We start from the raw sequence: 11,449 nt of genomic DNA on the forward strand, positions 1-11,449 counted from the left end.
GAAGTGGTGCCCAGGGACGGAATCGAACCGCCGACACGGGGATTTTCAATCCCCTGCTCTACCAACTGAGCTACCTGGGCAACAACGGCCGGCATTAAACCTTCTTGACGCCGGAGCGTCAACTGTGGCCGGCGAAAAAATTAGCTTTTTTAAGCGGTTAGCGCGGCTCCGCGAGCGGCTCGGGGCTTCACTCCTTCGGCTGCACGTAGCCCTCGGCCTGGGCGTATTCCTCGCCGGAGAGGAACTTCTCCATTTCCGCCTGCAGGAACTTGCGGTCCTCGGCGTTCATCATGTTCAGCCGGCGCTCGTTGATCAGCATGGTCTGGTGCTTCTGCCATTCGTCCCAGGCCTGCCTGGAAACGTTGTTGTAGATGTCCTCGCCCTTGGGGCCCGGATAGGGCGGGCGGTCGAGGCCGGGCAGTTCCTCTTTGTACTTGCGGCAATGCACGGTGCGGGTCATGGGCTTCTCCTCGAAATCGGCCGGTCCGCCGGGGGCTGCAGTTCGCCCTGGGCGCGTTTGAGCAGCTTCTTCACCGGGGCGGCGAGGCCCAGGCGCGGCGGCGCGGCGAGGTTATACCAGAGCCAGTCGGCCTCGGCCACGGCGGGGCCGGCGCTTTCCACCGTGACCAGCCAGGGTTCGATGGCCAACTGGAAATGGCTGAAGGTGTGGGTCAGGCCCGGCAGCGCGCGGCGCTCGCCGAGACGCAGGGCATGGCGGGCGGCGAGGGTTTCGAGGGCGGCCAGGTCGTCCAGTTCCGGCAGGCTCCAGAGCCCGCCCCAGAGCCCGCTGGACGGGCGCCGGTAGAGCAGGATGGCGCCGTCGCGGCTGGCCAGCAGCGGCATCAGGGTGCGCTTGCGCGGCAGTTCCCGGCGCGGCCTGGGCGTCGGGTAGTCGGTCTCGCGGCCGAGCAGGTGGGCACGGCAGCCGCTCGCCAGCGGGCAGAGCAGGCAGCTCGGGCGCGTACGGGTGCAGAGGGTGGCGCCGAGGTCCATCATCGCCTGGGTGTAGTGGTTGACCCGTGCCTCGGGGGTGAAGCGTTCGGCGGCTTCCCACAGGCGCTTCGCCGCCCTGGGCTCGCCGGGATGGCCGTCCTCGGCCAGGTAGCGGGCCAGCACGCGCTTGACGTTGCCGTCGAGGATCGGCGCGCGCAGCCCCATGCCGATGCTGGCGATGGCGCCGGCGGTGGAGCGGCCGATTCCGGGCAGTTCGGCGAGGGCCTCCACCGAGCGGGGGAATTCGCCGGCATGCTCGGCGACCAGGATCTTCGCGGTCTTGTGCAGGTTGCGCGCGCGGCTGTAGTAGCCGAGTCCGGTCCACAGGTGCAGCACCTCGTCCTCGGGTGCCGCGGCCAGGGTCTGCACCGTCGGCAGGGCGGCCATGAAACGCTCGTAGTAACCGAGCACGGTGGCGACCTGGGTCTGCTGCAGCATGATTTCCGAGACCCATACCCGGTAGGGGGTGATGTCCCGCTGCCAGGGCAGGTCCTTGCGGCCGTGGTCGTCGTACCAGGCGAGCACGGCGCTGCCGAATTGCTCGGGAGTCATCGGTTGAACAGCCCCTTCAGCGCATCCTTGAGTTCCGGGCTGACCTTGTCGCCGAGTTTTTCTTCGAGCTTCTCGTTGAGCTTCTCGCCGGCCAGCTTGGCGGCGATCTGGCGCAGGCCGTCGCGGTCCAGGCGGCAGGCCTTGGCGCCCAGTTCCAGCGGGCCGCGGCAGCGGACCGGCCATTCCAGGCCGACATAGCGCTCGTTGACCTGGCAGGCGGCATCGGGCATGGCGCGCCTGTCGCCTTCAATGATCACGCCGATGCGGTAGTTCATGCCGAGCACGCGCAGGTCCAGGTCGCCGTTGCCGTTGACCGTCAGGCCGGGAATGCGCGCCTTGAGGTCGGGGTTGCTGGCGACGCCGTTGGTGAAGCGCAGGTTGCCCTTGAGTTCCTCGAAGGGCGTGTCCTTGGCCTTGGGCGGATTGTTCAGGCCCTTGCGGTTGAGGGTGGCGATGGCCAGGCAGAGCTGCTGTTCGAGGTTGGCTTCGGGCAGCACGCCTTTGTGGAGGGCGAAGCTGGCCGTGCCGTTGAGTCCTTCGATCCAGGCCTTCTGGCTGTTACCGCGGGTTTCCAGGTCGGCGTTCAGATCGAGCTGGCCCTTGATGGGAGGCGTTTCCTTGCCTTCCGTCCGGATGAATTTCTCCACCGGAATCCGGCTGAGGCGCTGCTGCAGGCTCAGCAGGGGCGTGGACGGACGGGCGTCAAGGCGGGCCTGCGTCTCGAAGCCGCCGCCGAAGAGTTCGCCGCGCAGGCTCTGCAGGGTCAGCAGGCCGTCCTTGGCGCTGGCCTGCAGGTGGGCGTTGCCGACCGGCAGGCGCTCGATGGTCAACTGGCCGATGTCGAGGCTGGCCTGCAGGTCCAGTTTGCGCAGGGTGTCGACCGGCAGCACGGGGTCTTCGCTCCAAGCCTGCTGGGTGGGGGCATCGGGCAGCGGGGTGTCGCTGTTCTGGATGGCGCTGGCCACGGCGCCCTTGACTTCGGCCTGGCGCGCGGCGCCGGCGGCCTCTCGCTTCTCGCTCTTCGGCGCCAGGTAGCGGTCGAGGTCCAGCTTGTCGCCCTTGAGCTGTACGCGCAGGGCCTGGCGGGCGAGGTCGGCGACGGCGATGCGGCCGGTGAACTGGCTGTCGTCCAGCTTCAGGTCGAGCTTGTCGAAGGCCACGGCGCTCGGCGAGCCACCCAACTGGGTGGTCAGTTCGAGGCGGGTCAGGCTGGCGGGATCGGCCGTCGCCGGCAGCTCCTGGCCGAGGCCGGCGAGGAATTCGCGCGGGTTGAACTGGGCGATGGACAGGCCGCCGCTCAGTTGCGGGATCTTGTCCAGCTCGCGCACCTTCAGTTCACCGATGGCGCGCAACTGGTTGGCGCTGAGCTTCAGGCCGTTCCATTCGGCCACCTGGGCGGCCAGGTCGGCGAGCAACTCGCCCTGGGCGGCGAAGTTCAGGCTCTTGCCCTTGAGCGGTTCGCCCGAGGCTTCGCCGGACAGCCGGGCGTTGCCCAACTGGAAGCGCTGGAGCGCGGAGTCGAAGCGCAGCACGCCCTCGAGATCGGTGCGCGCGCGCATGACCGGCTGGTTGCTGCCGAAGAAGGCGGTCAGCTTGAGGGGGATGTCGCTGTCCGGGCGTATCGCGCCGCTGTTGAGCTGGATGCTCTCGGCACTGAATTTCTGGCCGCTGCGCTCGTCCAGGTAGTCCACCCGGGCGTTGTTCAGCGCCAGGCTGTCGATGTCCAGGCGCAGCGCCCGGGCGCTGCCCGCATCGGCCGCATCGGCCGCGGCGGGCGCTTCGGCCGGTGCCGTGTCTGTCCCGGCGGTGGCCTCCGGCTCCGGCTGCCCGGCCGTCCGTGCCGGACGGCCGATGTCCTCCCAGTTGCCGCGGCCCTGCTTGTCGCGGCGCAGGTGCAGTTCGAGGCCGTCGACGCGGATGTCGCTCATCTGGATCTCCCGGCGCAGCAGCGGCAGCACTCGTACCGACAGGCCGATCATGTCCAGGTCGGCGAACGGCTGGTCGGGGGTGCGGGCGCTGGCCACGCTGGTCTGCTGCAACTGCAGGCCCAGCCAGGGGAAGAGACTCCAGCCGATGTCGCCGTTCAGGGTCAGTTCCAGATTGGCCTTGTCGCGGGCGAGCTGGCGGATTTCGTCCTTGTAGTCGTTGGGATCGAACAACTGAGTAAGGGCGAAGCCGAGGGCGACTACGACCAGCAGCAGCCCGAGGACGAGCAGGCCAAGGATTTTGCCGAGCGTTTTCATGGGCGGAGTCCTTGTGGGTGGTTCGCGATGGAGTTGGCCGCCGAGTATAACGGCCCATCGTGCCGGCACGAGCCATGCGCGCCCGGCGGCCGGGCGCCGGCGGCAAGCTCAGATGGGGTCCAGCGGCAATTGGCTGCGGGCGGCCAGGGCCTGGCTTTCCAACTGGTCGACGGGGCCGGCCAGGCGCAGGGGCTTGCCGGCCGCTTCGGCGAGGCGCCTGGCCTCGTCGAGCAGGCGGCGGGCGACACCACGGCCGCGGGTGATCCGCCGCACGCAGAGGTGCGACAGCCGCCAGCAATCATCGTTCCTTTCCAGCAGGGCGGCGCCGAGCAGACGGTCGTTGAAGCGGCCGGCGATCAGCGTGCCGCGTTCGAGCCCGGCGGCGATCAGGCGTTCGGCATCGGCATGCGGGGCCAGCAGCCAGCCGGGAGCGTCGGCGTAGATCTTCGCCAGATCGAGGCGGTCCTGGGGGCTGGCGGCGGTGAGCGTTTCGACGTGGACGGGCATGGTTTTCGAAGGCCTTGTCGTTTGCTGGATCGCTCAAGACGAACCAGTTCTGCAATGGATGGATGCGCAGCATGGTTTCCGGCGGATAGGGCGGCCGACCATCGCCGGTCCCGGGTAGAACGGCTCGATCAACGCCAGCAAGCCCGGCCATGGTACCACCTGTTCCTTCTCGGCGAGGAAACGCCCGCGCCGGCCCCGCCTGCGTTTGGCGTACTCGACATCGGACGCTATCTTCGGCTGATATCCGCGATATTCGCGCCGGTGTCTGCGCGAAAACGGCTTTATCGGGCTGGTAATCGACTCGACGTCAATCCGGGTAGGCAGCGCCGCCAGCGATGTTGGAAAAGGGGGGCGCAAGGGCCGCAGCGCCAATGTCCCGGCCGAAGCCTCGCCCTGCCTTTATAAAAGAAATGAAAGCCTTGATAGCTCACGCTCAACACGGATGAGCTTAAAGGGCAGTGTTAGCTTTGCTCACACTGCCCTCGTATCAAGTGATATTGCTGTTAGTTATTTTATTGAGTGCCTTTTAGATAAAGACTGAATCCAAACAAGGCACAAAAGATTTATTGGTAGTAGTCATCAATAATCTGCACGGATTTTTCTTGCAGATTACGGTCAATCCAAGAGTGATCCTGTTCACCTTTAACAATCTTACTGATGGCACTGGCTTCGGCGTCGTTTTTCTTTTTCGATTGTTCGGCTACTTGTTTGGCGGTGGCGGGCTCAATAACAACAATGCCATCATCATCACCAATTAAAATATCTCCGGGTCTGACAACGATACCGCCAATATTGACTGGAGTATTAATTTCACCGGGGCCATCTTTATAGGGGCCGGCAGGAGTTACACCGGCAGCATAAACCGGAATATCCGTTTGTTCGGCTAGATATTCATAATCGCGGACAGCCCCATCTACAATAATGCCCCCCAGTTTGCGCTGAATAGCGGTGCGCACCATCTGCTCGCCAATAATGGCGTTGTTTAAATCACCCCGGGCATCAATCACAATAATGTCGCCGGGTTGGGCCATTTGTATGGCTTTATGGGCCATGAGGTTATCGTCCGGCCGGGTTTTTACCGTGAAAGCCACACCCAGTAGGTTGTTTTCACTGACTTTTTTGATGCGGGCATCCACAACCCTGGTGCGACTGACCATATCAGAAATATTGGACACAGGCAGATCGCGGAAACTTTCGACCAGCTCTTGGCTGGGGCGGTTGACCTTGGTAAAAATTCTAAAGCCTACTTTGGCCTCCACATTAGGGGTATTGGTATCTGCTGCTATTAAAGGAGCAGAAGAGCAAAGTAATAGGGCGCCACAGAGAGCAGTCTTAACCATCATTTTATTCATTTAGAATTTGCCTCGGAGAGTAATTGTTTTAGGACGCAAATTTTTTAGGGCATCTATACTTTGAAACCCGGCTTAGTATTTCCCAAATTCTTATAGAAATGAAAGAGCTTTTTACGTCGATGCTGCATTCGGGAGCGGATCGAGAGGAGTCCGCCGACTTGGACTGTCCGGCACGGGCCGCCACCCGCAAGCCCATGCTCAATTGCGCGCCGCGCCAGGTCATACCCCTGTTTACCGGGAAGTGGCTCCGCACGCCGCTGCGCACGCCTCGACTACTGGCCGGGCGGCCAGTGCCGTACAGGTGGGGCCTGGCGGGCGCTGCCCAATATCTCCGGGGCGTCGTTGGCGCGGACCCTGCGCGATGTGGAAGCACGCAGCCTGGAGGAATCGTTTGCCGGCCCATGGGGCCTCCCCCTCCTTAAGCATAAGAAGGCGATCGTTTTATTGATTCATGTCAATGAAAGCGGTAGCTTCTGTCCCAAGGGAGACGAAACAACGGCGATAACGGCGCCACATCTCGTCTCGATTGAATCGACTGGTAACGACCGCTCGTCTCGCTCTGGGGGAACCGCCATGAAAAAATTCGGAATGCTGGCTCTGACCATCGGCATGCTCACCGTCGGTACTGTCAACGCCGCGGAAATCGTCCGGGAAGTGACGAGCGAGACTTCCGGACAGGCCACGGGCGGCATGAGTGGCATGATGGCCGGCTCCGTCGGCGGTCCGATCGGTGCGCTGATCGGCGCGGGCCTCGGCGCGCTGTTCGGTGGTTCCGGCCAGAAGGCCCTGGGTGCCAGCGAGCGCATCTACCTGGTGCGTACCGACAGCGGCGAACTGAAGGAATACCGCTCGCCGAACTACGTCTTCGCCGAAGGCGATAAGGTCGTGATCCACGGCAACCGCCCACGTCCCTACGGCTGGACCCCGGAAACCGCCGAAGCCTTCGCCTATAACGGCCGCTGATTCCCGCGACGATCGACAGATCGGAACACCGAACCCCCGCCACACCGGCGGGGGTTCTTTTTTGGGTGCGCCGGGCATGGCGCGCAGCGGCGCGACCGACGCTGTTCGGTGCCCTGTGGCCCGGAAATGCGGCTGCCTGCGCGAGCGATCCGGGGATCTGTTGCGTGGGACGCGGTGGGGCGAGGCATCGTGCGGATCGGCCCGCTACCGCGAAGCTGGGCGGGGTACTTCGAGTCGAGCCGGAGCAAACGGCCACTGGCGGGCTGGACGGCTTATCCGGTTCCGGGGTTTGCGCCTATAATGACGCCCTTTCGTCCCACGACTAGCGGAGCTGTGGATGGCCGAACGTACGGCTTGCGTCGAGCGCAACACCCTGGAGACCCGGATCAAGGTCTCGGTCAACCTGGACGGCACCGGCAAGACCCGGTTCGCCACCGGCGTGCCCTTTTTCGAGCACATGCTCGACCAGATCGCCCGCCACGGCCTGATCGACCTGGATATCGAGTGCCAGGGCGACCTGCACATCGACGACCACCATACCGTGGAAGATGTCGGCATCACGCTCGGCCAGGCCTTCGCCAGGGCCATCGGCGACAAGAAGGGCATCGTCCGCTACGGCCATTCCTACGTGCCGCTGGACGAGGCGCTGTCGAGGGTGGTGGTGGACTTTTCCGGCCGCCCGGGCCTGTCGATGCAGGTGCCCTACACCCGCGCGCGGGTCGGCAGCTTCGACGTGGACCTGTTCCAGGAGTTCTTCCAGGGCTTCGTCAATCACGCCCAGGTGACCCTGCATATCGACAACCTGCGCGGCAGCAATACCCATCACCAGATCGAGACGGTGTTCAAGGCCTTCGGCCGCGCCCTGCGCATGGCCGTCGAGCCCGACCCGCGCATGGTCGGGCAGACGCCCTCCACCAAGGGGTGCCTGTGATGCAGACGGTAGCCGTGATCGACTATGGCATGGGCAACCTGCACTCGGTGGCCAAGGCGCTGGAGCACGTCGGCGCCGGCAGGGTGCTGATCACCAGCGACGCCCAAGTGATCCGCGAGGCCGACCGGGTGGTGTTTCCCGGTGTCGGCGCGATCCGCGACTGCATGGCCGAGATCCGTCGCCTGGGCTTCGACGCCCTGGTCCGCGAGGTGAGCGCCGACCGGCCGTTCCTCGGCATCTGCGTCGGCATGCAGGCGTTGCTGGAGCACAGCGAGGAGAACGGCGGGGTCGACTGCATCGGCCTGTTCCCCGGCCGGGTGCGCTTCTTCGGCAAGGACCTGGTCGAGGGCGGCGAGCACCTCAAGGTGCCGCACATGGGCTGGAACGAGGTCGCGCAGAGCGTCGACCATCCGCTCTGGCACAACATCCCGGACCGTGGCCGCTTCTATTTCGTGCACAGCTACTACATCGAGGCCGGCAATCCGCGCCAGGTGGTCGGTCGCGGCCACTACGGGGTCGACTTCGCCGCCGCGCTGGCCGAGGGCTCGCGCTTCGCCGTGCAGTTCCACCCGGAAAAGAGCCACACCCACGGCCTGCAACTGCTGCAGAACTTCGCCGCCTGGGACGGGCGCTGGTAGATGGGCCGGATCAAGACCCCGGCTCTCTCCCTGGATGCCGCGCAGGAGCAGGCCGCGTTGCTGATTCTCAAGCGTTTCCTGGCCGATCGCTTCGAACTCGAGCTGGGCTCGTTCGAAGTGCAGGAGTTGCTGGATCTGTTCGGCCGGGAAATCGCTCCCCACTACTACAACAAGGCGATCTTCGATGTGCAGGCGCACCTGAAGGACAGGTTCGAGAGCATCGAAAGCGACTTGTGGGCGCTCGAGAAGAGCTGACCCTTTCGAATTCCGAGACTTGAGCAGGTTCAACCGATGCTGATCATTCCCGCAATCGACCTCAAGGACGGCGCCTGCGTGCGCCTGCGCCAGGGCCGCATGGACGATTCCACGGTGTTCTCCGACGACCCGGTGGCCATGGCCGCCAGATGGGTCGAAGCCGGCTGCCGCCGCCTGCACCTGGTCGACCTCAACGGCGCCTTCGAGGGCCAGCCGATCAACGGCGAAGTGGTCACCGCCATCGCCCGGCGCTACCCGGACCTGCCGATCCAGATCGGCGGCGGCATACGTTCGCTGGAGACCATCGAGCACTACGTGAAGGCGGGCGTCGGCTACGTGATCATCGGCACCAAGGCGGTCAAGCAGCCGGAGTTCGTCGGCGAAGCCTGCCGAGCCTTTCCCGGCAAGGTGATCGTCGGCCTGGATGCCAGGGACGGCTTCGTCGCCACCGACGGCTGGGCCGAGGTCAGCAGCGTGCAGGTCGTCGACCTGGCCAGGCGCTTCGAGGCCGACGGCGTGTCCGCCATCGTCTATACGGATATCGCCAAGGACGGCATGATGCAGGGCTGCAATGTCGAGGCCACCGCCGCCCTGGCCGCCGCCACGCGCATCCCGGTGATCGCCTCCGGCGGCATCCACGACCTCGGCGACATCCGCAAGCTGCTGGATGCTCGCGCTCCGGGGATCGTCGGCGCCATCACCGGCCGCGCCATCTACGAGGGTACCCTGGACGTGGCCGAAGCCCAGGCGCTGTGCGACGGCTTCAAGGGCTGACAACGCGTAGGGTGGAAAACCGCGCAGCGTTTTCCATCGAATGACGGGGGACAAGCAGAGCGTTGTCCACCCTACCCAGAGAGGACACCACCATGGCCCTTGCCAAACGCATCATCCCTTGCCTCGACGTGGACAACGGCCGCGTGGTCAAGGGCGTCAGGTTCGAGAACATCCGCGACGCCGGAGACCCCGTCGAGATCGCCCAGCGCTACGACGAGCAGGGCGCCGACGAGATCACCTTCCTCGACATCACCGCCAGCCACGAGGGGCGCGACACCACCCTGCACACCGTCGAGCGCATGGCCAGCCAGGTGTTCATCCCGCTGACCGTCGGGGGCGGCGTGCGCACCGTGCAGGATATCCGCAACCTGCTGAACGCCGGTGCCGACAAGGTATCGATCAACACCGCCGCGGTGTTCAACCCGGAGTTCGTCGGCGAGGCCGCCGGGCGCTTCGGCTCGCAGTGCATCGTGGTCGCCATCGACGCCAAGAAGGTGTCGGGGCCGGGCGAAGCGCCGCGCTGGGAAATCTTCACCCACGGCGGACGCAAGCCCACCGGGCTGGACGCGGTGGCCTGGGCGAAGAAGATGGAAGACTACGGCGCCGGCGAGATCCTGCTGACCAGCATGGACCAGGACGGCATGAAGAGCGGTTTCGACCTGGGCGTGACCCGCGCCATCAGCGAGGCGGTGGGCATCCCGGTGATCGCCTCGGGCGGCGTCGGCAACCTCGAACACCTGGCGGCCGGCATCCTCGAGGGCAAGGCCGATGCGGTGCTGGCGGCGAGCATCTTTCACTTCGGCGAGTACACGGTGCCGGAGGCCAAGGCCTACCTGGCCGGTCGCGGCATAGTGGTGCGCTGACATCGGCGAGGAGGGCGCAGGCGCCTTCCTCCCGTTCGACGCCGGCCTGTTACCGCTGCAGTCCGCGGGTCAGGTTGAGGCCCTTGAGCAGGTTGAGCGCCTGGCTCAACTGGTAGTCGTCGTCCTGCGGACGCGCCTTGCCTTCCTGCCCGGCCTTGCCGCTGGGCTTGTCCGGCCCGCCGTTGCCGTTGCCCAGGTGGCCGGCCAGATCGGCCTCGCGCAGGTGTTCCTGCTGGGCGTCCTGGGTCAGCTTGGCGCGCTCCACCACGATGTCCGGCACTATGCCCTGAGCCTGGATCGAACGGCCGTTGGGGGTGAAGTAGAGAGCGGTGGTCAGCTTCAGGGCGCGGTCGTTGTTCAGCGGCAGCACGGTCTGCACCGAGCCCTTGCCGAAGCTGTCGGTGCCCATCAGCACCGCCCGCTTGTGATCCTGCAGGGCGCCGGCGACGATCTCCGCGGCCGAGGCGCTGCCGCCGTTGATCAGCGTCACCATCGGCACGCCTTCGCTGGCGTCGGCCGGGTCGGCGGAGAAGCGCAGTTCGGAGTTGGCGATGCGGCCCTTGGTGTAGACGATCAGGCCCTTGGTGAGGAAATGGTCGGTCACCTCGACGGCCGACTGCAGCACGCCGCCGGGGTTGTTGCGCAGGTCCAGCACCAGGCCCTTCAGCTTCTGTCCGCCGTTCTCCTGCTTCAGGCGCGCCAGCGCCTTGCCGACTTCCTCGCCGCTGTTGACCTGGAACTGGGTGATGCGCAGGTAGCCGTAGCCGGACTCGAGCGACTGGCTCTTCACGCTCTTGACCTTGATCACCGCCCTGGTCAGGCTGACATCGAACGGCCTGCCGCCCTCGCGCACCAGGGTCAGCTCGATCTTGCTGCCGGGCTTGCCGCGCATCTTGTCCACGGCTTCGAGCATGGACATGCCCTTGGTCGGCTGGCCGTCGATCCGGACGATCAGGTCGCCGGCCTCGATGCCGGCCTTGGCCGCCGGCGTGTCGTCGATCGGCGCGACCACCTTGAGCTGGTCGTCCTCCATGCCGACCTCGACGCCGAGACCGCCGAACTCGCCGCTGGTGCTCTCCTGCAGGTCGAGGAATTCCTCGGGCTCGAGGTAGGCCGAGTGCGGATCGAGATTGCTGATCATGCCCTTGATGGCGTTTTCCAGCAGGGTCTTGTCGTCCACCGGCTCGACATAGGCGGCCTTGATGCGGTCCATGACCTCGGCGAAGGTGCGCAGCTCTTCGAGGGGCAGGAGGGGCTTGCCTCGCGTCTCGGCGGCTGGCGCGGGCGCCTCCTCGGCGCGCAGGAGGGGAGCGCCGAGCGCCAGGGCGGCGACCAGGGCCAGCGACAGGGGGCGGGGCAGGTACGGCATGAAAACGGA

12 protein-coding genes, 1 tRNA gene and 1 pseudogene are annotated in these 11,449 nt (G+C 65.5%); 6 read left to right on the top strand and 8 right to left on the bottom strand.

The window, feature by feature from the left end; all coding sequences use genetic code 11:
- Positions 1-4: 4 nt before the first annotated feature.
- The 7 genes and pseudogenes from AVCA_RS02095 to AVCA_RS02120 all read right to left on the bottom strand — a co-directional run bounded on the left by AVCA_RS02095 (position 5) and on the right by AVCA_RS02120 (position 5,647).
- A tRNA-Phe gene (locus tag AVCA_RS02095) sits at positions 5-80 on the bottom strand.
- Positions 81-187: 107 nt separating this feature from the next.
- Positions 188-460, bottom strand: coding sequence for an oxidative damage protection protein (locus AVCA_RS02100; protein ID WP_012699135.1), 273 nt, complete (start codon positions 458-460; stop codon positions 188-190).
- Positions 457-1,545, bottom strand: coding sequence for an A/G-specific adenine glycosylase (gene mutY, locus AVCA_RS02105; RefSeq protein ID WP_012699136.1), 1,089 nt, complete (start codon positions 1,543-1,545; stop codon positions 457-459). Before mutY ends, AVCA_RS02100 begins: the two co-directional genes overlap by 4 nt.
- The gene (locus AVCA_RS02110) at positions 1,542-3,788 is read right to left on the bottom strand and encodes an AsmA family protein (RefSeq protein ID WP_012699137.1); all 2,247 of its coding nucleotides are present in this window, start codon (positions 3,786-3,788) and stop codon (positions 1,542-1,544) included. The genes mutY and AVCA_RS02110 overlap by 4 nt, the downstream gene beginning before the upstream one ends.
- Positions 3,789-3,896: 108 nt before the next feature.
- Complete coding sequence (locus AVCA_RS02115) at positions 3,897-4,295, bottom strand: acetyl-CoA sensor PanZ family protein (protein ID WP_012699138.1); 399 nt, start codon at positions 4,293-4,295, stop codon at positions 3,897-3,899.
- Between the two features lie 10 nt (positions 4,296-4,305).
- A pseudogene (locus AVCA_RS24230) lies at positions 4,306-4,526 on the bottom strand (transposase); the annotation flags it as partial.
- Positions 4,527-4,858: 332 nt separating this feature from the next.
- Positions 4,859-5,647, bottom strand: coding sequence for an RraA family protein (locus AVCA_RS02120; protein WP_231876399.1), 789 nt, complete (start codon positions 5,645-5,647; stop codon positions 4,859-4,861).
- 573 nt (positions 5,648-6,220) lie between these two features.
- Between AVCA_RS02120 and AVCA_RS02125 the strand changes: the two genes are divergently transcribed.
- The 6 genes from AVCA_RS02125 (at position 6,221) to hisF (ending at position 10,071) form a co-directional block, all read left to right on the top strand.
- Positions 6,221-6,610, top strand: coding sequence for a hypothetical protein (locus tag AVCA_RS02125; protein WP_012699141.1), 390 nt, complete (start codon positions 6,221-6,223; stop codon positions 6,608-6,610).
- A gap of 337 nt (positions 6,611-6,947) precedes the next feature.
- Positions 6,948-7,541 (top strand): imidazoleglycerol-phosphate dehydratase HisB, encoded by a 594-nt coding sequence (gene hisB, locus AVCA_RS02130; RefSeq protein WP_012699142.1) that lies wholly within the window; start codon positions 6,948-6,950, stop codon positions 7,539-7,541.
- Positions 7,541-8,179 carry an imidazole glycerol phosphate synthase subunit HisH gene (gene hisH / locus AVCA_RS02135; protein WP_012699143.1) on the top strand — a complete coding sequence of 213 codons (639 nt, stop codon included), beginning with the start codon at positions 7,541-7,543 and terminating at the stop codon, positions 8,177-8,179. Before hisB ends, hisH begins: the two co-directional genes overlap by 1 nt.
- Positions 8,180-8,434 carry a DUF2164 domain-containing protein gene (locus AVCA_RS02140; protein ID WP_012699144.1) on the top strand — a complete coding sequence of 85 codons (255 nt, stop codon included), beginning with the start codon at positions 8,180-8,182 and terminating at the stop codon, positions 8,432-8,434.
- Positions 8,435-8,470: 36 nt separating this feature from the next.
- Positions 8,471-9,208, top strand: a complete 738-nt coding sequence (gene hisA, locus AVCA_RS02145; RefSeq protein ID WP_012699145.1) for a 1-(5-phosphoribosyl)-5-[(5-phosphoribosylamino)methylideneamino]imidazole-4-carboxamide isomerase — start codon at positions 8,471-8,473, stop codon at positions 9,206-9,208.
- 92 nt (positions 9,209-9,300) lie between these two features.
- Positions 9,301-10,071, top strand: coding sequence for an imidazole glycerol phosphate synthase subunit HisF (gene hisF / locus AVCA_RS02150; RefSeq protein WP_012699146.1), 771 nt, complete (start codon positions 9,301-9,303; stop codon positions 10,069-10,071).
- Positions 10,072-10,120: 49 nt separating this feature from the next.
- Here the strand turns inward: hisF and AVCA_RS02155 are convergent, their stop codons facing one another.
- On the bottom strand, positions 10,121-11,440 hold the full coding sequence (locus AVCA_RS02155; protein ID WP_012699147.1) for a S41 family peptidase: 1,320 nt from the start codon (positions 11,438-11,440) through the stop codon (positions 10,121-10,123).
- Positions 11,441-11,449: the final 9 nt, after the last annotated feature.

The sequence above is a fragment of the Azotobacter vinelandii CA genome (assembly GCF_000380335.1).
Lineage (GTDB): Bacteria > Pseudomonadota > Gammaproteobacteria > Pseudomonadales > Pseudomonadaceae > Azotobacter > Azotobacter vinelandii.

Excerpts from the sequence above, each read along its gene's own strand:
- AVCA_RS02100 (WP_012699135.1), bottom strand. The coding sequence starts at position 460 with ATGACCCGCACCGTGCATTGCCGCAAGTACAAAGAGGAACTGCCCGGC.
- AVCA_RS02140 (WP_012699144.1), top strand. The coding sequence starts at position 8,180 with ATGGGCCGGATCAAGACCCCGGCTCTCTCCCTGGATGCCGCGCAGGAG.
- AVCA_RS02115 (WP_012699138.1), bottom strand. The coding sequence starts at position 4,295 with ATGCCCGTCCACGTCGAAACGCTCACCGCCGCCAGCCCCCAGGACCGC.
- AVCA_RS02120 (WP_231876399.1), bottom strand. The coding sequence starts at position 5,647 with ATGAATAAAATGATGGTTAAGACTGCTCTCTGTGGCGCCCTATTACTT.
- AVCA_RS02155 (WP_012699147.1), bottom strand. The coding sequence starts at position 11,440 with ATGCCGTACCTGCCCCGCCCCCTGTCGCTGGCCCTGGTCGCCGCCCTG.
- hisB (WP_012699142.1), top strand. The coding sequence starts at position 6,948 with ATGGCCGAACGTACGGCTTGCGTCGAGCGCAACACCCTGGAGACCCGG.
- hisH (WP_012699143.1), top strand. The coding sequence starts at position 7,541 with ATGCAGACGGTAGCCGTGATCGACTATGGCATGGGCAACCTGCACTCG.
- mutY (WP_012699136.1), bottom strand. The coding sequence starts at position 1,545 with ATGACTCCCGAGCAATTCGGCAGCGCCGTGCTCGCCTGGTACGACGAC.
- AVCA_RS02110 (WP_012699137.1), bottom strand. The coding sequence starts at position 3,788 with ATGAAAACGCTCGGCAAAATCCTTGGCCTGCTCGTCCTCGGGCTGCTG.
- hisA (WP_012699145.1), top strand. The coding sequence starts at position 8,471 with ATGCTGATCATTCCCGCAATCGACCTCAAGGACGGCGCCTGCGTGCGC.
- AVCA_RS02125 (WP_012699141.1), top strand. The coding sequence starts at position 6,221 with ATGAAAAAATTCGGAATGCTGGCTCTGACCATCGGCATGCTCACCGTC.
- hisF (WP_012699146.1), top strand. The coding sequence starts at position 9,301 with ATGGCCCTTGCCAAACGCATCATCCCTTGCCTCGACGTGGACAACGGC.